At 41.9% G+C, this 25,803-nt stretch carries 19 protein-coding genes and 1 riboswitch; of the genes, 12 read left to right on the top strand and 7 right to left on the bottom strand.

The genetic code is table 11. The features are described from left to right. Positions 1-38: 38 nt before the first annotated feature. From BW986_RS22130 to BW986_RS22140, 3 genes are all read right to left on the bottom strand, one after another. A complete protein-coding gene (locus BW986_RS22130) occupies positions 39-2,033 on the bottom strand; it encodes a methyl-accepting chemotaxis protein (protein ID WP_076370839.1) in 1,995 nt (664 codons plus the stop codon). Positions 2,034-2,225: 192 nt separating this feature from the next. Continuing rightward, complete coding sequence (locus tag BW986_RS22135; protein WP_076370841.1) at positions 2,226-3,689, bottom strand: PH domain-containing protein; 1,464 nt, start codon at positions 3,687-3,689, stop codon at positions 2,226-2,228. Further along, complete coding sequence (locus BW986_RS22140) at positions 3,689-4,183, bottom strand: PH domain-containing protein (RefSeq protein WP_076370843.1); 495 nt, start codon at positions 4,181-4,183, stop codon at positions 3,689-3,691. Before BW986_RS22140 ends, BW986_RS22135 begins: the two co-directional genes overlap by 1 nt. 313 nt (positions 4,184-4,496) lie before the next feature. On the opposite strand from BW986_RS22140, the gene dacB reads away from it, so the two are divergent. The 3 genes from dacB (at position 4,497) to bluB (ending at position 7,480) form a co-directional block, all read left to right on the top strand. Then, a complete protein-coding gene (dacB, locus tag BW986_RS22145; protein WP_081395750.1) occupies positions 4,497-5,918 on the top strand; it encodes a D-alanyl-D-alanine carboxypeptidase/D-alanyl-D-alanine endopeptidase in 1,422 nt (473 codons plus the stop codon). A 219-nt stretch (positions 5,919-6,137) separates the two neighbouring features. Then, positions 6,138-6,743 (top strand): uridine kinase family protein, encoded by a 606-nt coding sequence (locus BW986_RS22150; RefSeq protein WP_076370847.1) that lies wholly within the window; start codon positions 6,138-6,140, stop codon positions 6,741-6,743. Positions 6,744-6,838: 95 nt separating this feature from the next. Next, positions 6,839-7,480 carry a 5,6-dimethylbenzimidazole synthase gene (gene bluB / locus BW986_RS22155; protein WP_076370849.1) on the top strand — a complete coding sequence of 214 codons (642 nt, stop codon included), beginning with the start codon at positions 6,839-6,841 and terminating at the stop codon, positions 7,478-7,480. A 180-nt stretch (positions 7,481-7,660) separates the two neighbouring features. Here the strand turns inward: bluB and rpoN are convergent, their stop codons facing one another. Beyond that, the gene (rpoN, locus tag BW986_RS22160; RefSeq protein WP_076370851.1) at positions 7,661-9,022 is read right to left on the bottom strand and encodes an RNA polymerase factor sigma-54; all 1,362 of its coding nucleotides are present in this window, start codon (positions 9,020-9,022) and stop codon (positions 7,661-7,663) included. A gap of 378 nt (positions 9,023-9,400) precedes the next feature. On the opposite strand from rpoN, the gene BW986_RS22165 reads away from it, so the two are divergent. The 3 genes from BW986_RS22165 to BW986_RS22175 all read left to right on the top strand — a co-directional run bounded on the left by BW986_RS22165 (position 9,401) and on the right by BW986_RS22175 (position 13,947). Next, positions 9,401-10,726 (top strand): aminotransferase family protein, encoded by a 1,326-nt coding sequence (locus BW986_RS22165; protein ID WP_076370853.1) that lies wholly within the window; start codon positions 9,401-9,403, stop codon positions 10,724-10,726. A gap of 18 nt (positions 10,727-10,744) precedes the next feature. Next, positions 10,745-12,178 (top strand): aldehyde dehydrogenase family protein, encoded by a 1,434-nt coding sequence (locus tag BW986_RS22170; RefSeq protein WP_076371199.1) that lies wholly within the window; start codon positions 10,745-10,747, stop codon positions 12,176-12,178. 248 nt (positions 12,179-12,426) lie between these two features. Beyond that, the gene (locus BW986_RS22175; RefSeq protein WP_076370855.1) at positions 12,427-13,947 is read left to right on the top strand and encodes an aldehyde dehydrogenase family protein; all 1,521 of its coding nucleotides are present in this window, start codon (positions 12,427-12,429) and stop codon (positions 13,945-13,947) included. Between the two features lie 225 nt (positions 13,948-14,172). Here BW986_RS22175 and BW986_RS22180 read toward each other — a convergent pair whose 3' ends face one another. Continuing rightward, positions 14,173-16,221 (bottom strand): molybdopterin oxidoreductase family protein, encoded by a 2,049-nt coding sequence (locus BW986_RS22180; RefSeq protein WP_076370857.1) that lies wholly within the window; start codon positions 16,219-16,221, stop codon positions 14,173-14,175. Positions 16,222-16,377: 156 nt separating this feature from the next. On the opposite strand from BW986_RS22180, the gene putP reads away from it, so the two are divergent. From putP to megL, 4 genes are all read left to right on the top strand, one after another. Further along, entirely contained in the window at positions 16,378-17,847 is a 1,470-nt protein-coding gene (putP, locus tag BW986_RS22185; RefSeq protein WP_076370859.1) for a sodium/proline symporter PutP, read from the top strand. A 374-nt stretch (positions 17,848-18,221) separates the two neighbouring features. Beyond that, positions 18,222-19,289 carry an ATP-binding protein gene (locus BW986_RS22190; RefSeq protein WP_179086135.1) on the top strand — a complete coding sequence of 356 codons (1,068 nt, stop codon included), beginning with the start codon at positions 18,222-18,224 and terminating at the stop codon, positions 19,287-19,289. 47 nt (positions 19,290-19,336) lie between these two features. Next, complete coding sequence (locus BW986_RS22195) at positions 19,337-20,473, top strand: DEAD/DEAH box helicase (RefSeq protein WP_076370863.1); 1,137 nt, start codon at positions 19,337-19,339, stop codon at positions 20,471-20,473. 390 nt (positions 20,474-20,863) lie between these two features. Beyond that, positions 20,864-22,039: a methionine gamma-lyase gene (gene megL / locus BW986_RS22200; protein WP_076370865.1), complete on the top strand. Its 1,176-nt coding sequence runs from the start codon at positions 20,864-20,866 to the stop codon at positions 22,037-22,039. A gap of 13 nt (positions 22,040-22,052) precedes the next feature. Here the strand turns inward: megL and BW986_RS22205 are convergent, their stop codons facing one another. Both BW986_RS22205 and BW986_RS22215 read right to left on the bottom strand, forming a co-directional pair. After that, positions 22,053-22,784 carry a TspO/MBR family protein gene (locus BW986_RS22205; RefSeq protein ID WP_076370867.1) on the bottom strand — a complete coding sequence of 244 codons (732 nt, stop codon included), beginning with the start codon at positions 22,782-22,784 and terminating at the stop codon, positions 22,053-22,055. A gap of 840 nt (positions 22,785-23,624) precedes the next feature. Beyond that, positions 23,625-24,164 (bottom strand): hypothetical protein, encoded by a 540-nt coding sequence (locus BW986_RS22215; protein WP_076370871.1) that lies wholly within the window; start codon positions 24,162-24,164, stop codon positions 23,625-23,627. Between the two features lie 180 nt (positions 24,165-24,344). Between BW986_RS22215 and BW986_RS30910 the strand changes: the two genes are divergently transcribed. Together BW986_RS30910 and ribE are read left to right on the top strand one after the other, a co-directional pair. Then, positions 24,345-24,653 (top strand): hypothetical protein, encoded by a 309-nt coding sequence (locus BW986_RS30910; protein ID WP_260320934.1) that lies wholly within the window; start codon positions 24,345-24,347, stop codon positions 24,651-24,653. A 232-nt stretch (positions 24,654-24,885) separates the two neighbouring features. Beyond that, positions 24,886-25,016, top strand: a riboswitch (FMN riboswitch). A gap of 146 nt (positions 25,017-25,162) precedes the next feature. Then, positions 25,163-25,801: a riboflavin synthase gene (gene ribE, locus BW986_RS22225; protein WP_076370875.1), complete on the top strand. Its 639-nt coding sequence runs from the start codon at positions 25,163-25,165 to the stop codon at positions 25,799-25,801. Positions 25,802-25,803: the final 2 nt, after the last annotated feature.

Consider the following 25,803-nt stretch of genomic DNA (forward strand, 5'->3'; position numbering starts at 1 on the left):
TAAAAGGACGGTTCCCTTAGGACCCGTCCTTTTTTTGATTAGAATGTGAATTTCTTTATTTCTTTGTGCATTTCCTGGGATAGGGCATCCAATTCACTAGCCAGGGCATTTAATTGTTCCATGGAAGCATTCGTTTGTTCCACGGAAGCTGATACTTCTTCGGTTCCTGCCGCAGTTTCCTGACTGATTGAATTTAATCTTTCTGCATTGCTCGCCATTCGTGTGACTTCGTTTACCATATCGTTCATCATCTTTTTGATTTCATCGAAATTGCTGAATGTGTTCGCGATAATGGATGCAATGTGACTGAAGGCATTCTCCGTATCCGTTACAGAAGTATCCTGAAGATGGATTTTTTGATTGACTTGATCAATCAATAGAACGGTATTGGTTGTATCGGTTTGCATGGCTTGAATGATTTCAGAGATTTCTTTCAGTGAGTTTTCCGTCTGTTCGGCCAATTTCTTCACTTCATCGGCAACAACTGCAAACCCTTTTCCGTGCTCACCAGCCCTGGCTGCTTCGATGGCGGCATTAAGAGCGAGTAAATTCGTTTGTCCTGCAATCCCGCTTATGGTCTTTACGATTGCACTAATATCATTGGAGCGTGCATCCAATGATTTGACTGCCTTACTCATCTTACTGGAAATCAGTGACGTTTCATTGAATTGTTGTTTTAGGCCTTGCACTTGAGTGATTCCGTTTTCGGAAGCCTTGAACATATTTTCGGATTCCATGGCCATTTTGCTCGCTTGTCCTTCAAGATTATTGATTTTGTCAGCCAATAGCTTTACAGCCATTTCGTTATTCTGCCCGACTTCAATTTGGTCTATGGCACCGGCCGCTATTTGTTCCATCGTCATGGCCACCTCGTTAGCCGCCGCTGAATTTTCATCTGCACTAGCCACTAGCGTCATGGAGGATTCCGATACTTTATCGGAAAGGTTGTTGACAACCCCTAACATATGACTCATATTCCTGGTCATTAAGCTGGTGTCTTCCGCAAGTTGCCCAATCTCATCTTTCCTGGAAATGGAATTGTTGGATGTGAAATCGCCGTCAGCCATTTGCCTTATGGATACCTGCAGCTTTTTAATCGGATTCGTTAAAGAACGGGTGATGAAGATGGCAGATAGTGCCGTGACAGTAAATACGATCAACAGTGTGATGATATTATCGATTATCATCGGGCTTGCACGGACTTTCACTTCATTTTCATCCATCACCCCTGCTATTCTCCATCCAGTTGTCGGATTGGTGGCGTATCCGATGATCCGGCTTTGCCCTTCGTATTGCTCTATCATCGAACCGGATGCACTTTTCATTTTTCTGAACATATTTTCCTTTGATATATCCTGTTGAATTTTTTCCTTGTCTGGATGTGTAACGAATGACCCTTTCTTATCCAGTAAAACCGTATAACCCGTTTCACCGAATTTCGTTTGATTGACCATCGTGATCAATGTATCGATCGAGATGTCGACACCGAGCACGCCTATTAATTCATCACGATCATCATATATGGCTTTTGCTGCCGTAATGACAAGTTCATTCGTCGCCTGATCCGTATAAGGTTCCGTCCAAATGGTCTTGTTTTTTTGTTTCAATGCCGATTGATACCAATCCCTTTGTCTTGGATCAAAGTCAGCCGGCAATTCAGCTTTTGGGAATATCAATGTTTTTCCGTGTTTCTCTGTGCCGAGGTATAAACCATTTATTTCAGAACTGCTTGACTGTGTATGGGAAAACTCATCCATTATCGATTCGGGGTTCTTATCATAAGTACTCATGAAAGGGTACTTACCGATCCTATCCAATTGATTTTCCGTTTTTTGAAAGAAGATTTCGAAAGAATCGTTCATTGACTTGACTTGTTCTTCCGTCGTTCCAGTAAGTTCCTGTGTCGTCAACTCGATACTATTTTTATAGCTCATGTAAGAGATGGCCATTCCGCTTATCATGATCAAAGCTAAAAAAGGAATCAATATTTGTTTTTTAAGCGAATTAAAATACCAGTCTGTCAGTCTTTTCATATGTACAATTCTCCTTGTATACCTCAAATTAATTTAGGCTTCTATAGATATTTCGGCCTGCATTGACTTTTTTGAAGTTTCAAGTTAGAAAATTCCCAATATTAATTCTGAGGTGAGTGGAAGACAAATATTCAAGGTATAGAGGATAAAAAAAGAGCTGACTGCCACCGTCAACTCTTTGATTCTTGATAACTATTCGACTTGAATATTTTTTGTCCTGTCCATATACCATGTGTAAAACTCGTCTGCATATTCAACGGATACATCCTGGAGCTTTGTATGGTGTACAGGCTTGGAGCGGTTGATCGTTTCAATTGTGGCAAGACCGAAAAGCTTTTGCAACTTCGAACGTTCCACCTCAATTTGAATGACCTTGCTTCTTTTGGTAATGAATAGCGATGTTTCCAAACTTCCGGATTTGAACTGAATGAACTCATCATTTAACAAGTAACGGCTATTTTTGTAATCCATTATTCTCAATGAATAAATGAGGACGAGTAAAATCAGCGATATATACCATAGGGAGGGTTTAAAATAATAGATTGCCAATGTTGTGAGAATCCAGAAAAAGCTGGGCCGCAGCATTCGGATTTTGAAGGCCTGTTTCGATAGCGGCTCCATTGACCGTTCCACTTTATAAGCGGGTAAAATCTCTTCTACCATCCCATATGCCCGTTCGATCGATAAAAAAGGATAGAGTGTATTCGTTTCCAACTCTTCCCCGCCCGTATTTCCTGCACTGACCAGTTTCACTTCTGCCAAGCCTAGCAATCTTTTAATGATTGATTGGGTGATTTCTACAGCTTGTACTTTTTCTTTCTGAACGGAAAAAGCGGATTCATCCAATACACCTTTCTTGATATATATACGCTCGTGATCGGATGAAATTTCATATTTTCCATATTTGACGAATGTGGAGACGATTCCGAAGGCAACGGCGACACATACGAAGCCTGCAAGAACGATGGTTATGATCCACCACGTATCCAATAACTTGGCAAGAAACCCTTCGGCGTTCTCCAAATTGATAAAATCATCGAGTGTATTATATAACGTAGCCAATATCGGGATAAGAGCCAGGAAGCTGAGTGATGTAAAGGAAGCTTTCAGGACATCTTGCTTGGTTGGTGTGAAATGGATTGTTTTTTCATTGATTGGTTCAGCTATTCGTTTTTCGGGAATATCCACTTCGATAACCGGAATTTCCTGTTTTGAAGCATATTCCCCCTCAAGCCGTTCGGCCTCTTTTCGGGAAATCACCTCGAAAGGTACGGTACCCTGATCACCAGTCACCCCCGTTTCGAATGTTAAAGAGGTTAAACTGAAAATCTTATGAAATAACGTCGTGCGTTGCTGAACGTTCTGTACCTTATGAAGCGGGACCGTCCGATACGATTTCGAGATGAGCCCTGAAGTAATATATATGGTTCCTTCTTTGATTTGGTATTTATACGTATACCATTTTAGGATGACGGAAATGACTTTCCAAATCAGATAAACTAGAAAACCGACTTGGAGTACCATCATATACACCTTTTCAGAACCGAAGTTCAGGACATAAAGCATGATGATGAAAAACGCATTTCCTTTCAGCAATTTCCAAAACTCGAAAGGGATTTTGAAAGGGTGTAATCGTTTTGCGTGTTCTTCCATCATTAATCCACTTCCTTAATTTTTGCGAAATGGGCAATTTTATCTCGTAATTCATAAGCTTCTTTCTCGGGGATGGCAGGTATGTCATGAGAGTCGCCCATTGTTCCGATGCTAAGGGAATAAAGGTTATATTTTCGCAAAAACGGTCCTTGGTTCAATTTGACGGATTGGACCTTCGTCATCGGAATGAGTTCATGCGTTTCACTCCAGGCTCCACGTTTTGTTTGAATGAATTCTTCGTTCACATCGTAACGCCAATACTTTTGCAACAAGATCGGTTCAATGAAGATGGACCAGATTGCATGAAAAAAAGATAATACGATAAGTCCGTTTAAAATCCATCCAATCCATTCTTTCCAAGTGAAATAATCATCAACAAATAATAGGATGCCAAGGACGGTGAGGATAATGAGATTGGTAATGGCTTCAGTCATCCGCCAAACCTTCACTGATTCTTTGGAGATTTTCTTGGTTGGTGGCTGTATCTTTGAATACATATATTCACTCCTTACTATGTCTATATACTTATACGGATTAGCCGACAAGAAAGTTCCTTATTATTCTTTTGTGCAAAGGAATCATGAAGTCGGGTTCCCTATCGATTCCGTGGGATGGCAGCCGAATAATCCTCCAGTTTCCTGAGTATGTATAAATAAGGACTTCGAGTGGATCTTTTCTTTTTATATGACTGTAAATTGGACAAGATAGAAGTGGTGAGCATTTAGAGTGGGAGTGATAGGTTTGACATACAAAAGGAAGTTGAGTTTTATATTCTTCCTGTTTTTGATCTGTTTTTTTAATGGAGAATCGATGCAGGCTGCGAATGATGATGGAAACCTAGGGCAGGAGATTCAACAAATATTGGATGAATCGCCGGGATTGGCTGGCGCGTTAACGGGAATTTCCATCCGTTCAGCTGAAACGGGGGAAATGATTTATGTACGGGGGGCGCAAACGAGATTGCGTCCTGCTTCGAACCTTAAGCTATTGACTGCAGCAGCTGCGCTGGAAACTTTAGGGGAAGATCATACTTTTGAAACGGAACTATACATAAAAGGAGTGCAAGTTGGCCAGGTTCTGCAGGGCGATGTATACCTGAAGGGAAAAGGAGACCCTACATTATTGGAAAAGGATTTCGATGAGCTGGCAGCTTCACTGAAGCACAGGCAAGTTAAGCTGGTTCACGGGGATCTTATAGGCGATGATTCTTGGTATGATGATGTTCGTTATTCCCAAGACTTAGTTTGGAGCGATGAACAGGAATATTATGGGGCAGCCGTTTCGGCTTTAACCGCTTCCCCGAATGAAGACTACGATACCGGTACCATCATCGTGGAGATATCACCTGGGAAAAAGGCTGGTAAAAGGGCAACGGTGAAGCTGAAGCCGGAAACGGATTATGTGAAGGTCATCAACAAAACGAAAACTGAATCGGAAGACGGCAATAATAAAATTGAAGTCGAAAGGTCTCATGGCACACAAGTCATTACGGTGACCGGAACCATTCCGGAGCATGCCGGGGTGATCAAAGAGTGGATTTCCGTGAAAGATCCCACAGAATATGCCCTGAGCTTATTTGAAAACTCAATGAATAAACAAGGAATTAAAGTGTTGGGAAAAAGGAAAAAAGGGAAAACGCCAGTAGGAGCGGACATGATTGCCACTCATCGGTCCATGCCGCTTTCACAACTGCTTATTCCTTTCATGAAATTGAGCAATAACGGCCATGCCGAGGTTTTGGTGAAGGAAATGGGCAAAGAGGCAGAAGGGGAGGGAAGCTGGAAGGATGGTTTGAAGGTTGCTCGAAATCAGCTGAAGAGTATGGGTCTCGATATGCAAACGATCATGATGCGTGATGGATCAGGAATTTCACAAGTCAATATGATTCCAGCGAATGAAATAACGAAGCTGCTGTATGCCGTACAGGAAAAAACATGGTTTACTGCTTACTTGAATGCTTTGCCGATTGCAGGCAACGACAATCGGATGGTGGGCGGTACGCTAAGAAAGAGGATGAAAGGAACATATGCAGCCGGGAATGTTCGCGCAAAAACTGGGACGATTTCAGGAACGAGCTCCTTATCAGGTTATGTTACGACCAAAAGAGGGGAAAAAGTCATATTTTCGATCATCTTGAATAATTTTGTAGAAGAAAAAGGCATTACGGCAATCCAGGATAAGATAGCCGTGATGCTCGCAGAAAAGGAAAACCGGTTGGGGAGTGGCCTTTAGTATCCATTTGGAAAACAAAGTTTGAAGTTCAGGGAAAGCTGCTAGAAACAGTTCGGCATCTGCCAATTCATTTTCTTCGGCAAATCCGAATGGCGTATTCAAGTCGATGGTCATCCAGTAACATTGCCAGCACCTCCATCTAGTTTTTTTCATTTTATCCTCTCAAGGAAGGATTTTGAGGGAGGGGGAATAGAAATAAGTAGTATAGGAGGAATGCTCATGAATTTTCCAACACTTGATGGACAGTATGCGATTAGCAGCCTTATAGCTGAAATTCACGAAATTTCCAAAAAACGATTTCCATATATATTGGCCATAGATGGCCGGGGCGGATCTGGAAAAAGTACACTCGCTTCCCGTATCCAAACTGAGTGTCCGGGTAGCACGGTCGTACATATGGATGATTTTTATTTGCCATCATCGGATAGGGTCCAACTGCCTCCATCCCAAAAGCAGATTGGTGCGGATTATGATTGGGAACGGGTGTTTAACCAAATTATGAAACCGCTTACAATCGGGCGGGATGCAAGGTATCAAAGGTATGATTGGGAAACGGACACTATGGCCGAATGGCATGATGTTCCTGCTGAAGGCCTTGTAATTATAGAAGGGACATATTCCATCCGTAAAGAATTGGCAGGGTACCATGATTTCACGATTTGGGTGGAATGTCCCCGTGATCAGCGTTTGAAACGGGGGCTTGAGCGGGATGGTGAAGAAGCGCGGCAAATGTGGGAGGATAATTGGATGGTGCATGAAGATTTTTATGTGGGTGCGCAAAGGCCTCAAGAAAGAGCGGATCTTATTGTGGACGGAACGAGCTGAATCCTTTGATTTCTGGAACTCGCTTTTAATTGTAAAGGTTTACCTATAAAATTGTATGTATGTTTAGATAAAGCCGAGAAACTTGGGGGGAAACTATGTTTACTAATGAAGAACAAGCTGCCGTTTATAAAGCCATTTATAACCGAAGGGATATCAGGAGTTTTTTGCCTAAGCCCATTTCAAAGGATATACTCCGCAGAATTTTGGATGCTGCACATCATGCGCCGTCTGTAGGATTCATGCAACCTTGGAGTTTCATCGTGATTTCATCTCAGGAAACCAAGAACAGTTTGGCATGGGCAGCGGATAAAGAAAGAAGGGCACTCGCCATTCATTATGAAGGAGATAAAGAAAATAAGTTTCTTGGTTTGAAAGTGGAAGGGTTAAAAGAAGCACCTTACACCATTTGTGTTACATGCGACCCGACACGGGGCGGCTCCCATGTTTTAGGGAGGAACTCCATTCCGGAAACGGATATCCTATCCACAGCCTGCGCGATTCAAAATATGTGGCTGGCTGCCTGTGCGGAAGGGTTGGCAATGGGATGGGTAAGCTTTTATAAGAAAAATGATATTCGTGATATTTTGGAGATTCCGCCGCATATAGAACCTGTCGCACTCCTGTCGATTGGCTATACGGATCAATATCCGGATAAACCCATTCTTGAACTTGCTAATTGGGAAAAAAGAAGGCCGATGGATGAACTTATTTTCAAAGATAAATGGGGGAATAAATAAAACTATATATTATGATTCTAGCCCCTGTTTCAGGGGTTTTTTGTTAGAGTGGAATTGATTTTTCACAAAAAAATGAAATGAAGCAGTGAAAAAGTAGAAGACCCTTACGATGGATACATCCTTTGTAAGAGTCTTTTAGAATACGTCATTCCGTAATGTGGACACAAAATTTGGTTGATTTTAAAATCTGCGCCGTTTTGAAGATCCCGGTATACCGAGATCTTCACGGTATTTTGCAATAGTGCGGCGGGAGATCTTCATCCCTTCATTTTCGAATATTTGACAAAGTTTCTGATCTGAAAAAGGCTTTATCTTATCTTCATCGGCAATCAAGACCTTTATTTTTTCTTTGATAGTGGTCGTTGATTCGGTTGCTTGGCTATTCACGCGGTTTACCCCTCTAGTAAAGAAGTTCCTAAGTTTAAAGAGGCCATGCGGCGTCTGGATATATTTATTGCTCGTGGCCCTGCTGATTGTTGATTCATGAACTTGAAGTTTTTCCGAAATGTCTTTCAGTGTCATAGGTTTTAGCCCCGTAATTCCCTTCATGAAAAACTCTTGCTGCTCGTCCACGATTGTCGCTGCCACCTTGTAAAGTGTCATTTGCCTTTGTTCGAGCCCTTTTAAAAGTAATTGGGCATCATTTATATGCCTTTTTATATAATCTTTAGCTGGATTAACAGGATTCAGAGAGATGTGGTCCTTGTAGAAAGGACTGATGGAAAGTTTAGGTGTGCAGCTATCATTGACCGTTATCAGAAAACCTTCTTTTTCTTTTTCCACGTAAACGTCCGGAGTGATGTAATGAGTCAAATCATTGGAAAAGTGACTGACGGGACGCGGGTTTAACGTACGGATGAAATCCGCTGCTTCTTGTACTTCCTGAATGGTCACTTTATAAAGGGCGGCAATTTTCCTGTAGCGTTTTTCTGCTAAGTCCGTTAAGTGCTTTTTAACGATCTTATACGCCAATTCATTGTGATCCTCATGCTCACGCAGTTGAATGAGTAAGCTATCGGTCAGATCTTCAGCCCCGACTCCAATCGGGTCAAGGGATTGCAAAACTTGAATCATTTTTTCTATTTCTTCGACGGACACGGAAAAGTGCGAGGCAGTCCAATTGGCATCCAATTCAAGAAATCCATATTCATTTAAGTTCCCAATTAAAAATTGGAGAACCCTCCTTTCAATTGCTTTCAACGAACTTAGTAAACTCAATTGTTCCAGTAAATGGCTTTCCAATGTTTCTGTGTTGATTGAATAATTGTTGATTGGGTTGTAATCATTATCTCCGTTGAAACTTTTACTTTTAGAGGACCGTTTCAGAGAATGTATTTTAGGTGTACGAATGCTAGATTCGGAAAGTGATGCGAGGGGGTCTTTAAAGCTTATTTCTAGAACGGGATTTTCATAAGCCTGTCGGTTTAGGAAACCTATTAGTTCATGTGTCGAATATTGAAGGATCTTGATCGATTGCTGTAATTCAGGGGTTAATGATAATTTCAAGGTTTGTTTTTGGTACAGTTCGAATCCTACCTGCATATATATCAACTTCTTTCGTTTAGATTAACATGGCGATTCAAGAGAGATGAAAAAATATTAACGTGATAATAATACAAATCTTCCGAAAATTCAACATTGTGTGTCAGGTTTTATAACATCAATTAGAAAATAAAGTGGGGGGACTCGTAATTTAGTATTTATTCTTATGAATGAGTGTTGGTTGATTCGGATACGAATCAAATGATTTATATATGAATCAACTCAAACTCCTAATGATTTATATATGAATCATTTTAACTTGAATACCTTTAATATAAGGCACATATAATTTGGCATGCATCTTGCTATATCTAAATATATAAATAAAAAAATAAACTAGCTTGAAAAAATCCACTACAAGAGAAGGGTGTTTTTTACATGATCAAAGAAACGACGGGTATTCAGGAATTAATCGATTTGGATAAAAAGCATTTTATTCATCCGACTACGGCAATCGAGCAACAGCAAGCAGATGGTCCAAGTTTCATCTTTAAGGAAGGGAAGGGAATATATCTTACGGATGTCAAGGGCAGAACTGTCATTGATGGCATGGCTTCACTTTGGAATGTGAATATTGGACATGGACAAGAAGAGATGGCTGAAGTCGCGAAGGAACAAATGACGAAGCTGGCTTTCACCTCAAGTTTCGCCACTTTCAGCAATGAGCCGGCAATCCGGTTGGCGGCCAAAATCGCTTCCATCGCTCCAGGGGATTTGAATGCAGTTTTCTTCACTTCAGGTGGATCGGAGTCGAATGATACGGCCATCAAACTTGCTCGTCATTACTGGCTTTTGAAAGGGCAGCCTAATCGTCAAAAAATCATTTCCCGCTCGAAATCCTATCACGGAGTGGCAATGGGAGCTACAAGTGCGACTGGCCTGAAGCCGTTCCGGGACTTCACGAATTCAATCGCACCGGATTTTTACCATGTGGACGGTTCCTCCATTGAGGAGTTGCGTAAGGTCATAGAACAGGAAGGGCCGGAAACGATTGCAGCATTTATTGCTGAACCGATTCAAGGGGCTGGTGGCGTGAACCTTCCTCCTGAAGGCTATTTTAAGGAAGTAAGGGAAATTTGTAATGAATACGGCATTTTAATGGTGACGGATGAAGTCATTACAGGTTTCGGAAGAACAGGGACTTATTTTGGGATTGAACACTTTGGGGTTGTACCTGATATGATGTGCTTCGCAAAAGGTGTGACGAGCGGATATGCACAGTTAGGCGGGGTCGTCCTGAATGATAAGATGCATCAGGATTTCATTGCCCTTTCAAAAGGCACGCTTTTACACGGCTACACATACAGTGGCCATCCTATGGCATGTGCGGTTGCTTTGAAAAATATTGAAATAATTGAACGTGAAAACTTGATAGAAAACTCAAAACAGCGTGGTGAAGAGTTGCTTGCCGGCTTTAAGAAGCTTCAAAGCAAACACCCGATTATTGGTGATGTCAGGGCACTTGGATTAATTGGAGGCATCTCCATCGTAAAGGACAAACAAACATGCGAAGGCTTTGAGACACAGCTTGCTCCAAGACTGGTTGCTGAAGCGGCGAAAAACGGCTTGATTTGCCGGTCTGTTACGTTTGATCAAGATACACTCGTATTCGCACCGCCTTTAATCATTACTAAATCGGAAGTCGAAAGAATAATTGAAATCCTTGATGAGACATTTACTGCTGTCGAAAAAGAAATTTTATAAGAGGTGAAAGTGATGGTCATGACGGAAACGCTGAAAAAGAAATTATTCATTAATGGTAAATGGCAAGAAGCTGAAAAGTTCACGACACTAAAGTCTCCCTATAGCGGGGAAGTTCTAGCGGAGATTCCTTCGGCAAGCCTTGAAGATGTAGAGTTGGCAATAGAATCAGCCTATCAAGCTAGAAAAACAATGGCAGCTTTACCTAGTCATAAACGCGCTGCAATACTTGAAAAGCTTGCGAGCCTTTTGGAGAGCCGCAAAGATGAGGCAGCTGAAATAATTGCTAAAGAGGCAGCGAAACCAATCAAAACGGCAATGGTTGAAGTATCCCGGACGATTGCCACATATAAATTTGCAGCAGAGGAAGCAAAAAGGATTCATGGGGAAACATTGACGATGGATGCTACAGCTGACGGAGAAGGAAGGATAGGATACACAGTTCGTGAGCCTCTAGGCGTTGTGGGTGCGATTACCCCTTTTAATTTTCCGATGAACCTGGTTGCCCATAAAGTAGGCCCGGCCATTGCTGCCGGAAATACACTTGTCCTGAAACCTGCGAGCCAAACACCGCTATCTTCGCTATTTCTTGCTGAACTATTAGCCGAAACTGATTTGCCGGCAGGTGCGTTTAATTTAGTTACCGGAAGCGGTTCGGTTATTGGTGATAAATTAGTCACCGATTCACGGGTGAAGAGCATTTCATTTACTGGAAGTCCGGCTGTCGGAATCGGGATCCGCAATAAGGCAGGATTAAAGAAAGTGAGTCTTGAACTAGGTTCGAATGCGGCTGTCATCGTTGATAAAGGGATCAATATCGATAAAATCATCCAACGCTGTGTATCGGCAGCATTCGCTTTTCAAGGGCAGGTATGTATTTCCTTACAGCGCGCATATGTTCATGAAGAGGTATATGATGAGTTCGTCAAAAAATTCATAGAAGCAACGAATGGCTTGAAACTGGGAGATTCTTTGGATCCGTCTGTGGATCTTTCGGCATTAATCAGTGCTGGTGATGTACAGCGAAGCCTGGATTGGATCGGGGAAGCTAAACAACACGGTGCGATCGTTGCAGCAGGAGGTAAATCTGAAGGGAATATCCTGCATCCGACTGTATTGCTGGAAGTGGATGCAATGCTTAAGGTATCTTGTCAGGAAGTCTTCGCTCCCATTGTTTTGATCAATAAGGTTTCTTCCGTTGAGGAAGCGATTGACTTGGTCAACGATTCCGAATTCGGATTGCAGGCAGGGATATACACAGAAAATATCAATCTGGCTCTTTCTGCTGCAGAACAATTGGAAGTCGGCGGTGTTATCATTAATGATATCCCAACTTACCGTGTCGACAACATGCCGTATGGCGGAGTCAAAAAAAGCGGGACGGGCCGCGAAGGGTTAAAATATGCCATTGAAGAAATGACGGAAATGAAACTGGTCATTATTAACCGAAATTAATCAGAAAAGAGATGAGCAGCTGCTCATCTCTTTTTTTGACTGCAGGTTTATTTTTCTATGAATCTTGAAAGAGCTTGAGATGAAGGATTGCCCATATGTTATGCAAAAATGAATAGGTAATTCACGATTGAATTTAAATGAGACAGGAAAGGGTAAAAAAACGTGTTTTACCTATTATTTCAAACTGGCATGAATCTTGCTCATATCTTATATATAGGTAGATAACTTAAAACCGAGGAGGAATTTACATGCAGGAAACTTTGCAAAATAACACGAAGAAAGAAGGAACGGGAGCACTGGACTTAAAGATGTTCATCAATGGGGAATGGGTGAATTCGACTTCAGGAGAGAAGAGGGATGTATTGAATCCGGCCACCGGGGAAGTTATTGCCAAAGCTGCGGAAGGAACACAGGAAGATGTGGATGCAGCGGTCGAGGCAGCAAAATATGCTTTCTATGAAGGTGGTTGGTGGGGAACTCCTGCAGTGGAAAGAGCTCGCATTTTATTCAAAATAGCCGACAAAATAGAAGAAAAAGCTGAAGAATTAGCTGCGTTGGAAACATTGGATAATGGGAAACCATTGCGTGAGGCTCGTTTTGATATAGCGGATTCAGCAGCCTGTTTTAGATATTATGCAGGATTGGCTACAAAACCGACTGGCCAAACTTTTGAAGTTCCTGACGGTCAGCAAGCGATGGTCGTAAGGGAACCGATCGGTGTATGCGGGCAGATCGTTCCATGGAATTTCCCGCTAATGATGTCAGCATGGAAACTCGCCCCGGCGCTTGCTGCAGGAAATTCCGTTGTGTTCAAACCATCTGAGATCACCCCTGTGACAGCGGTCAAACTATTCGAAATCATGGATGAAGTCGGATTGCCAAAAGGTGTCGCAAACCTTGTGTTAGGTGCTGGCCCAGTTGTCGGACAAGCCATTGCCGAACATGAAGAAATCGATAAAGTGGCCTTTACAGGAGGAACGGCAACAGGACGTAAGATCATGGAGGCTTCACTGGGTAACCTAAAGAAAGTGACATTGGAACTTGGCGGGAAATCGCCTAATATCGTATTTGCGGACTCTGACTTTGAGACTGCCGTTGATTATGCTTTATACGGGATTTTCTGTAATCAAGGACAAGTGTGTTCAGCAGGTTCTCGTTTACTGTTGGAAGAGTCCATTTACGATCAGTTCATTGCAAGTCTTACTGCGAAGGCGAAAAAGATCAAAGTAGGTTCAGGTTCTGATGAAAGCAGCCAGATGGGTCCTATCGTTTCAGAAGCCCATATGAACAAAATATTATCGTATATCCAAATCGGAAAAGAAGAAGGTGCCAAAATAATCGTCGGTGGAAATCGAATGAAAGAAGAAGGCTTGGATAAAGGATACTTTGTCGAACCTACTATTTTTGTTGATACGACACCGGACATGCGGATTGTGCAGGAAGAAATTTTTGGACCGGTGCTTGTCGTTCAAAAGTTCAAGGATGAAGCGGAAGCACTTCGACTGGCCAATGATACGAAATATGGTTTGGCGGGAGCGGTGTTCACGAATGATATCGCAAAAGCGTACCGTGTCATTAAAAAAGTGCGTGCCGGCATCACGTGGATAAACTCATATCATCCGACTTATAACGAAGCTCCTTGGGGAGGGTTCAAGCAAAGTGGAAATGGACGCGAACTGGGAACTTTCGGTTACGAAGCTTACACCGAAGTGAAGCAAATCAATAACAACTTGGATATTCAGCCAACAGGCTGGTTTGACGAAGAATAAATGGCTAGACAAAAAGGCTGTTCCTTTGGGAACAGCCCTTTTTTTGAAATTGCAGATAAAATGCCGGAATCGGAGATATAATCCGGAAATCGCAGATATAACTCCGAAAAGTGCAGATATGATGCCAGAATCGCAGATATATTTCAAAAATCGCAGATATAACTCCGAAAAGCGCAGATAAAATGCCGGAACCGTAGATATATTCAAAGATTGCTATACATTGATTTACTTTTGGTGGACTTTTTCAAGATCAACCCGTCCTGAAAAGAAAACGGCGCCATTACCCATATCTGAGAGGCGATCTGGGGTAAGGGAATTGATGTGTTGTTTTGTTTCAGGTGTATTCTGCCACAAGCCTTGGCTGACAAGAACGCCGGGTAACACATTTTCACCGGGAGCAGCGGTAAGCAAACATTCACCGCGACCGTTCCAGATTTTAACCATATCTCCAGAGGCTATCCCCATTGTTTTGGCATCGGCGGCATTCATGTGCAGCTTCGGTTCCTTTTCCATGGAGATATGTTTGGCATTATTTGAAAAGGTTGAATTCAAGAAATTGTGATTAGGTGCCGGAATGAATAAAAATGGCAGGTCGCTGTCTTTTATGATTGGCGTATATGTTGGCAAAGGCTCGTATCCATCCTGCTTCATCCGTTCGGAATAAAGTTCGATTTTACCGCTTGGTGTCGGGAGTTTGCCTGGGAACATCGGCTGCATTTTGGCTTTGACAAATTGATTCCTTGAAAGGGAGTCATAGGTGATGCCATCTAAATGCGGGTTATCGTGAAAATCCAGCGCCTGGCGTATCATCTCTTCCTCTGAATCTCTAAATGCTTGTTCCTCAAATCCCATTCCAGCAGCTAACAGTTTGAACAGTTCAACATTCGATTTCGACTCGCCATATTTTTCGATTACAGGTTTTTGTATTTGCACGTAATTATGCCAGTATGAATTATAAAAATCCTCCGTTTCATAAGATGATGTGGCAGGGAGGACGAGGTCGGCAAACATGGCCGTTTCGGTTAAGAATAGATCATGTACAACTGTGAATAGATCTTCCCGCATTAGGCCTTCCTGCACCATATTTGCATTCGGGGCGACAAGTGCTGGGTTGGAGCCGTATACAAACATGGAGCGAATCGGGTTTTCCTTTTTGAGGAGAGCTTGACCGATTTGGTTCATATTAATGGTCCGGGTAGCTTTATTATGCAATAAATCAGGACGTCTTAAGGCATTTGTATTAAAAGCCAGATATCCAGAATTCCCTTTGATGGCTCCGCCGCCTTCGGTCATCCATTGGCCGGTAAGTGCCGGCAGGCAAGCAATGGTACGTACCGCCATGCCCCCATTGTCATGGTGCTGCAGGCCATTGCCTATCCGAACGAATGATGGACTTGTGGTGCCGTACATCCTGGCTAATTCATATAAGTCTTCAATTGGAACGCCAGTGATTGCGGATACGGTCGCAGGGTCATATTGGCGGACGTGTTCACGCAATTCGGCAGCCCCCACTGTGTATTCATCGAGAAAGGGCTGGTCGACTAGATTCTCGGCATATAGTATATGCATTAATCCGAGGGCGAGCGCACTATCGGTGCCAGGCAGAATCGGAATGAACCAATCTGCCCACTTGCCGGTTTGGTTTTTATGTACGTCAATGACAACTACTTTGGCCCCGTTTTTTCGGGCTTGCTGGGCAAGTGTCACTTGATGCATATTTGTGCTCACAGCGTTAATGCCCCACATGATGAAAAGCTTTGTATGAATCGTTTCTTCTGGATCGATGCCGAATGAACCACCCATTGTATAGCTGTATCCGACTGAGCCTGCCGCGTTACAAATGGAACGCTCGAGCATGCTTGCACCGAGTTTGTGGAAAAAACGGCGATCCATCCCCTCGGCGCTGAGGTTGCCCATGTTTCCGTAAAAGCTGTAAGGAAGTATGCTTTCCGGACCGTGCATTTCGATCAGGTCTTTCCATTTTGAAGTGATTGTGTCAATGGCCTCTTCCCAGCTGATTGGAGCAAAATTCCCTTCTCCTTTCGGACCGATGCGCTTTAATGGCTGTTTTAAGCGATTAGTGTCATAAAGGCGGGCAGTCATGTTTCGGACTTTGTTGCAAATATTCCCTTTTGTGACTGGATGATCAGGATCTCCTTGAACTTTAATGATTTTCCCGTCTTTTTTGTGCAGCAGTAAACCGCATTGATCAGGACAGTCAAGAGAGCAAACAGAGGGAAAAACTCCATCTGGCTGATTGATATAGGATTGCATGGCGTATTCCTCCTAAATAATTAATCTAATAAAATGAATTTTCTTAATTATATTGAAAGTGAAATCGTTGAAAGGTGCAAGAACTTCTTAACATATGTTTTTTTTTCTGATAAGCTTACAAGATGAAAATTAACCTATAAATAGGAGGATTCATTTTTGGATTATGGAATTATAATATCAATTGGAATATACATGGCAGGCATGCTGTTAATTGGTTATTTAGCCTATCGGAAAACGGCCAACTTAACCGATTACATGCTTGGCGGCCGGAACTTGGGCCCGGCTGTAACTGCATTGAGTGCAGGAGCTTCCGATATGAGCGGCTGGCTGTTGATGGGTCTTCCCGGTGCTATGTACATAAGCGGGTTAAGTGCTGGCTGGATTGTCGTCGGCCTGTGTGCAGGGTCTTATTTAAACTGGTTATTCGTGGCACCAAGACTTCGGACATACACGGAAGTGGCCGGCAATTCGATTACGATCCCGGACTTTTTGGGAAATCGGTTTAAAGATGGCTCCAGGGTCTTAAAAGTGGTATCAGCATCGGTCATTTTAATTTTCTTTACCTTTTACACATCTTCAGGCATGGTAGCGGGCGGTGAGCTTTTCCGCTCCGCTTTCAATTTGGATTACCGGTGGGGCATCTGGCTGACGGCGAGCGTTGTTATTCTTTATACATTATTTGGCGGATTCCTGGCTGTTAGCTGGACCGACTTCGTACAAGGTACAATTATGTTCATTGCCTTAATTCTAGTACCAGTTGTCACGATTGTAAATATTGGTGGCTGGGATCCTACCTTCAATGAAATAAAATCGATCAACCCGAATTTATTGCATGTTTTTGAAGGAACATCAACCATTGGAATCATATCTCTTCTGGCATGGGGGCTTGGTTATTTCGGGCAGCCTCATATTATCGTTCGATTCATGGCGGTTTCATCTGTTAAAGAATTGAAAAGTGCACGCCGAATCGGTATGGGCTGGATGATTTTTGCTATCGTCGGAGCAATGTTCACGGGATTGGTGGGGATAGCTTATTTTAACCTGACAAATAGTCCTTTAGGGGAAAAAAATGCTGAGTCCGTCTTCATCATTTTATCTAAAGAACTGTTTCCTTCTTTAATTACAGGCTTCTTGTTGGCTGCTATTTTAGCAGCGGTCATGAGTACGATTGCATCACAGCTGTTAGTATCGGCAAGTGCTCTGACCGATGATTTCTATAAGCAGTTCATTCGGCCGAATGCATCTGATAAGGAATTAGTGCTTGTAGGTCGGTTTGGTGTATTGGCGATATCTGCCATTGCCTTATTATTGGCTTTTAATCCAAGCGGTACGATCCTTAAATTGGTGGGTTATGCATGGGCTGGTTTTGGAGCGGCCTTCGGTCCTGTCATTCTGTTAAGCCTGTACTGGAAACGGATGACGAAATGGGGAGCCCTGGCGGGAATGATTGTCGGTACGGCAACCGTGATCGTCTGGGATATGATCGATAAGTTCGCTGAAGTATACGAAATCATTCCGGGTTTCATCGCTGGTTCAATAGCGGTAGTCGTTTTCAGCTTATTATCGGCCAAGCCTACAAAAGATATAGAAGAGGAATTCAATCAAGCCATTAAAAACCTCTCTTGATCATTGAAGGTCCAGTAAAAATGGTGCTGTTTTTTTTAGCTATATAAAACAATGAATGCAATATATATGGTACAATATCGATAGAGTCCTTATGTTGAAAACATGAGGGCTTTTTTTGAGTGATTTGGGAATAATAAACCAAAAAACAATACAAAGGAAAAAATATGAACCAATCTCATAAAATTGCATGTAAAGTGGCTTTTATATATATAATCATTGGGGTCTTATGGATTATCGTTACGGATTACATCTCTATGACACAGGCAAGGGCAGATGTTCAGATATATGCAATGTTTCAACATTCCAAAGGGTGGATGTTCATTTTCATAACCGGGCTTTTCCTATACTTCATAATCAGGTATTGGACGGGGAAAATGTTGAGATCCCAACATGAATTCATTCTGAAGGATGAACAGTATCGGTCGCTGTTCAAGCATAACCCGGATTGTGTCCTTGAGCTGGATCTCGAAGGAAATGTTGTTTCGATAAACCCTGAAGCTGAGAAACTATTAGGTCATAACAGTGACAATTTGAAAGGCAAGAATGCGAATCATCTCCTCAACTGGAATGAAAGTGATAAAGTATCTGTATTCTTTAAACAGTCCCTTCAAGGGGAGGCTGTAAAATTCGAAACGACCATCCAGAATGGCAGTGATGAAGAACGGATAATCCGTGTAACCTTTTTACCGATCATCGTTCACGCCGAAATGCTTGGAGTATATGCCATCGTTCGGGATATTACTGAATTGCGGCGCGAAGAGGAATTGATGATCATGTCTGAAAAGCTATCTGTAATCGGACATCTGGCTGCAGCGGTCGCACATGAGATACGGAATCCCCTGACATCGTTAAAAGGATTCGTACAGTTAATGGATATGACGCAGGAGGTGAACCCGCTGTATTCTGATATTATGTTGAAGGAAATTGATCGAATCAATATTATCTCAAGTGAACTTTTGATTCTTGGGAAGAAACAGGATGTAGCGTTTCGCAGGATCGATCTTGCCGACAGTTTACAACAGGTATTCACGTTGATGAAAGCAGAAACGAATTTGAATAATATCGAAATGGGGTTCAGGGTTAAAACCGCTGAACCGATTTATATTATGGCTGATCCAATTGAAATTAAACAGTTGATAATCAATATCGTCAAGAACAGCATTGAAGCGATTGAGGATAATGGGAAAATTGATATATCACTGCAAAACGTCGATGGACAAGCAATGGTCAGCGTGAGTGATAATGGCATGGGAATGGTGCCCGAGCGTCTTGAACGGATTGGTGAGCCTTTTTATTCGACGAAAGAAAAGGGCACAGGGATCGGGCTGGCAATTTGCCGGAAAATCGTTCATCGACTTCACGGGGAAATGCATTTTGAAAGTGAGATAAACATAGGGACGACGGTTACAATTCGTATTCCATTGGCTACTGGACAAGAATAAATGGTACTATGAAAGATAGGAAAAGTTATATTTTAAAGGAGAAAGATATGAGCGAATTACCTGAATTAGTGAACGATAGAAAAGCATATATACAAGAGGTCTGGAAAAAGTCCGGATTCGGGCAACTTACCCCGATTCAAACGAAAGCGATTCCGGTGATTGTCGAGGGAAAAGACATCATGGCCGAATCACCGACTGGTACGGGAAAAACATTAGCATATTTACTGCCATTGCTAGAAAAGATAGATCCTGAAAAGAAATCTCCCCAAGCTTTGATTTTGGCATCATCACGAGAACTGGTCATGCAAATCAATGAAGAAATTCGCATTTGGTCAGAGGGAAGCGGCATTACGGGTGCAGCATTCATCGGCGGTGCCAATGTGAAAAGGCAGTTGGACAAACTGAAGAAGCGTCCCCAAGTGATTGCTGGAACACCGGGGCGGATTTACGAATTGATTGCCCAAAAGAAATTGAAGATGCATGAAGTTAAGACGATAGTACTTGATGAAGGTGACCAATTGATCACTCCAGAGCATATGGGAACGATCAATAATATTATCAAAACAACGCTAAAAGATCGGCAAATCATGGTATTTTCTGCGACCCTGCCGGAGGAAACGGAAAAAGCCGCCCGGGGATTCATGAATGAACCCGAAATGATCAAGGTCGATAAGCATGAAAAAATGGAATCAAAGGTGGACCATCTTTACTTTGTTGTCGAGAGACGGGAAAAGTCCAAGATCCTCGAGAAAATCACAAGAATTAAAGATGTGAAGGCCCTTGCCTTCCTGAATGATATAGCGGAGCTGAGCGTCCTGCATGAAAAGCTGAGTTATAAAGGTATTGAAATGGGCGTGCTTCACGGTGAATCCAATAAAGTCGACAGGGAGAAAGCGTTGCGCAAGCTTCGTTCGGGAAAATCCCCAATGCTGATAGCAACGGATGTAGCGGCAAGGGGGCTTGACATTAAAGGTCTTACTGCGGTCGTTCATATTGATATGGCTGACAACATCGAACAATATATCCATAGATCTGGGAGAACTGGGCGAGCAGGTGCAGATGGCACTGTCATTTCAATCGTAACGGAAAGAGAAGAGCGAGAGTTGAAAAAAATGGCTCGTGAACTGGAGATTCCATTAACGAGAGTAACCTTCTATGGTGGAAACATCGTAGTCGATGAATGATACGAAAAAAGGGACAGCCATGGCGGCTGTCTTTTTTTTGCAAATGCCCGTTAAGATTAAAAATTAAAAAGTTGCTCATTGTACGGAACCCCACTACATGCTTTTCCACTTTCTGAATATGGTGGGATCCCCAGTAGAAATGGGAAAGTGCTTGTTTTTGCTGAATAAAATTGAACGATGAATGCCTAGGCAAAGGAATGTTCAAAAAGAAATGATCTTAATAAGATCAGGATAATATAGCCGCACTGCATTTGATACTATAAATATTCGATTGTGAAATTAGACTAAATTCAGGAGTTCATTAATGGGTGATGATCATGAATGAAAACGCTTCCTTTATATGGTTTTTTGACATATGATAGCAATAGACATAGGTTAGGAGGAGACGGTATGACAGGAAAGCATAAACATTTTGAAACGGCAGTCATCCATGAAGGATATGACTCGAAGAAGCATTTAGGAAGCTTGGCAACACCCTTATTCCAAACCTCAACATTCACTTTCGAAAATGCCGAGCAAGGGGAAAGGCGTTTTGCCGGTATGGAAGATGGATATATTTATTCCCGCCTTGGAAATCCAACGGTACAAGTGCTTGAAGAAAAGATTGCCGCTTTGGAAGGCGGGGAAGCTGGTCTTGCTTTCGGTTCAGGCATGGCAGCCGTTTCAGCAGTGCTTTTTGCGTTAACAAAAACAGATGACCACATCCTGTGCTCACAGGGGCTATATGGTTGTACATTTGGCCTCCTGCAGCTAATGAAAAATAAATACCGCATCACACATGATTTTTGTGAAATGGATTCAGAAGAACAGGTAAGGAAAATGATCCGGCCGGAAACGACCTGCATATATGTAGAAACCCCGATCAATCCGACGATGAAAATGATTGACTTACAGATGGTGGTGAGAGTTGCGAAGGAATATAATGTGACGGTCGTAGTCGATAATACGTTTTCAACTCCCTACCTACAGAGACCGCTTGAATATGGCTGTGATATCGTCCTTCATAGCGCTACGAAATATCTTTGCGGGCATGGGGATGTCGTTGCGGGACTTGTCGTCGGTAAGAAGGAATTCATGAATCAGGTAGCTGGGACTACACAGAAGGATATCGGTGGTATCATTTCACCATTCGATGCCTGGTTACTATTGAGGGGGTTAAAGACCTTGCCTGTCAGGATGGACCGTCATTCGGACAATGCAATGGCAATCTTTCAAGAACTTAAGAAACATCCAAAGGTGAAAAAGGTATATTATCCAGGTGATGAAGCTTCACCGGATCATTATATAATGCAAAAACAAATGAAACATGGCGGCGGCCTTATCTCTTTCGAATTGCATGGCACAAAACAGGATGCACAGGAATTCCTCAATAAATTGAAACTTATCAAAATTGCCGTAAGTCTAGGGGATGCCGAAACATTGATCCAGCATCCCGCTACCATGACGCACTCTGCCGTTCCTGAAGATTCACGGGAACAAATGGGCATCAGTGACCAACTGGTCCGTCTCTCAGTTGGCCTTGAGGCTTGGGAGGATGTCTGGCAAGATCTTCAGCAAGCATTTTAGGGTACCATATCCCTCATTTGTTCCTTCTATTTTTAATGAAGATGGTGATGGATACGATAAAAGTGATTGCAGCTAGGATATAAGAAATGTCTGTGATTACAGGATAGGCGTCGCTATTTCGTATCCCGATGCCTATGAACGCCCAAACGAATACGAGAGGATAGCACCAATCCCGGTTTTTACCTGCAAAGACAAAGGCCAAGGCTGTTGCTGCAATCAGCAGGACGATCGTCCAGATTATACTGGAAACCCCAAAACCGTCCCATTTGATATAGGTGAGGTAATAAGAAATGTCAGCTATGGCTGCAACACTTACCCAGCCTGCATAAACGGAAAACGGAAATAGGTCGAAAGCAGCATGCTCCACTTTTTTCATTCTTGTATAAATGACCATTAAAGTAGCCAACAGGGCAAAGATAATGAATACGGATAACAAAAAACGTTCATAGTGCCAAGCCAAAAGCCAAGCGCCATTCAGGACGCAGCTTAAAGCGAACCAAGGGAAGGATGCCTTATAAGCAGGGCTGTTTTGATGTTTACTTAAAAACTGCCTGAATACCCAAATGGCGAGCAGGAAATAGATCAAGCCCCATATGGAAAATACATAACCGGCAGGAGTGAAATAGACATCAAGTTTATCGGAAATCTCTCCTGATGTTTGGCCGTTCAATGGCAGGAAGTTGGCTAAAAAATTCATCGTGACGACGAACAGGTAGAATATCAAGTTAATGATGGAAATAAACATGGGCTTCCTCCTTGTATGAATTGTGACCCTTCTAACCTTATTCCACATATTTAGCCTGGTTAATCTTTTCGGAGCACATCGGGGGTACTTGGGGGGGCATTTTTCCATAAAGAGAGGAAGATCCTGTAACAATTGAACATTTAAGGTTAGAAATTTCACACCTTCACTTTATGGTGGGGTCGTAAGATATGATATAAAATAAAAACCCCCCTAGACCTTTGTGTAAAAGGGTTTTGGGGCGGTTTTTGTTTGTGTATTTTATAGTTTGGTAGGAAATTCGGCAGGGAATCTGAACTAATAACAAAACACTGGAGTTATTCAGCATTTTTTTAAGTACTTTAGCTCATCCTGCATGTTTGGCATCAAATGAGAATAGGTATCTAAGGTAATTTTGATAGAATAATATACCAATTATACTTGATGATGAGGCGACAATCCTTACAGATGTCGTCTTTAGTTGATTTACATAACTACTTCAGAGAACATTGTATTATGAGTGTTACAATTATCTTGAGGTGGTAACTTTGTTTATTTCTCCAATCAACAGAGCAACCCTTCGAAGACGAAGATTTTATAACGGAACTAAAGTTATCAAGACCTAAATTATAAAAAACTGATTAAATAAAGGAGAGCACATACTAACCATGTATAGTATGTGCTCTCCTTTAACTTTTAATGAAATAACGCACCTGTTGCAGATAATGTTACAGACTAACCGGGAAATTGGTAATAGCAGTGAGTGCATAGAGGTACCAACATTCCATCTACCTTCCGTTTTTTTGCTTCTAGATTCTGGGTTTATGCCAATTAAAGAACATAAATGCAAAAAGCTGAATTAGTTTATGGAATAAAGCCGCCATTTGATAAAGTATCATTGGATATATTTACATTCACAATTGGATTACCTACGTTTGAAATAGTATCGGTATCATTTTGAGTCTGGGCCTGAAGTTGGGCCTGAAGTTGGGCCTGAAGTTGAGCTTGAAGTTGAGTTTGAAGTTGAGCTTGGGCTTGGAGTTGTGCTTGAAGTTGCTCTTGTTTTTGTTGCTGTTGTTGAAGTTGGAATTGAATATTTTCTAATTTACACTTACAATCATCGTGAGTTTCATAATCGCAGCAATTTTTCTTCTTACAATAATCACCGTGAGTTTCATAATCGCAGCAATTCTTCTTCTTACAATAATCACCATGATGGTCATAATCGCAGCAATTTTTCTTCTTACAACAATCATCGTGAGTTTCATAATCGCAGCAATTTTTCTTCTTACAATAATCATCGTGAGAGTCATAATCGCAGCAATTTTTCTTCTTACAACAATCATCGTGAGAGTCATGATCACGGCGTTTTCTCTTCTTACAACAGTCATCGTGATAATACATAAAAATATCACTCCTTTTTTTCCTATACTTAAAGTTACTTTTTGAGGTCTCATTCTTTTGGACAAGTATCCCTGTTTTCCTATTATATGAACATTTTCAAAAAATGAATGAGCACTCTCCCTATTTTGATTTTTGATAATTACTTAATTTCGATGCATGTCATAACCAGCTTAAGAAAAAATGAATTTGGTTGTGCTTTTAGGGATTGAGGAAAATAACCGGATAAAGCCAGCTGGCATAATGGGGTTTGTCCCTTCTGCAGCGAGTCAGTACCAGGATTTAATTGTCATTTCTTTGGATCCAAAGATTAAATGTAAAGTAAGGATGGCTACACCAATCAGGGACGAGCTACAAGAAGCACTGGAACCAAAACACATACAAGAGGTATTAGGCATAGGACGAAGCCAGACTTATGAATTATTCAATAAACCTCCCTTTCACGTTGTAAAATCGGAAGGATATACAAAGTTTCAAAAATTACTTTTTTAATGGTTAGATGGAGAACAAGGAAATTGATTCCTTGTTCTTTTTATTTTGTCATGGTAATATGACATTAATTAAAAGCGAGCACAGTGGTAGGTTTTTGGTAGGATACTTGGTAGGAATGAGCAACATTCAACAGAACTACAAAACATTTCGATAAATATCATAACCGTAAAAACCCTATAACAAAGGCTTTTAAATAACAACATAATACTAGAAAACACAGCGATGTGTTGATAGTGTCCTTCGGGGTCGGGTGAAAATCCCAACCGGCGGTGATGAAGAAATTCTAAGCCCGCGAGCCTGATAAAGGCAGGATTTGGTGAGATTCCAAAGCCGACAGTACAGTCTGGATGGGAGAAGGACGTGTGGAACCCAAGTGTATACGTACGCCTAATTTTTCAAAAATGAAAACATTAGGCTTTTTAGGTATACAATTTTTTTCACTCATTTCTCCTGCTAACTCCTTAGGTCATCCTAAGGGGTTTTTTATATTTTATAAAAGGGGGAAAAACATGTTTACGGGAATCATTGAGGATGTCGGTACCGTACATTCCTTGAACAAAGGAAAAAGCAGTATGGAGTTATCGATTCGTTCTGAAAAAATCCTTGAAGATGTGCATCTGGGGGATAGTATTTCAGTCAACGGGGTCTGCTTGACGGTAACATCCTTCACGAAAAGTTTGTTTACGGTCGACGTGATGCCGGAAACGGTCAAAGCTTCCACGATCCGGACGTTAAAATTGGGATCACCTGTTAATCTCGAACGAGCCATGAGTGCACAGGGAAGGTTTGGCGGTCATTTTGTTTCAGGTCATATCGACGGAACCGGAACGATCATAAAAAAAGAACGGAAAGAAAATGCCGTATATTATGTAATCCAATTGGAAGAAGGGCTTAGTACATTCTGCATTCCAAAAGGTTCCGTGGCCATTGATGGAACGAGCTTGACGATATTTGGGATCGAAAGGAACCTTTTGACTGTGTCACTGATTCCATTGACTCATCAGGACACCATATTGGGACAAAAAGCGGCTGGCGATATTGTTAACATCGAAAATGACATGATAGGGAAATATATAATACATCAAATGAAAAATGGCAATCCAAAACCAGGACTGAATTTAGAGTTTTTGGCAGAGCATGGATTCTAATA

The sequence above is a fragment of the Peribacillus simplex genome (assembly GCF_900156045.1).
Lineage (GTDB): Bacteria > Bacillota > Bacilli > Bacillales > DSM-1321 > Peribacillus > Peribacillus simplex_D.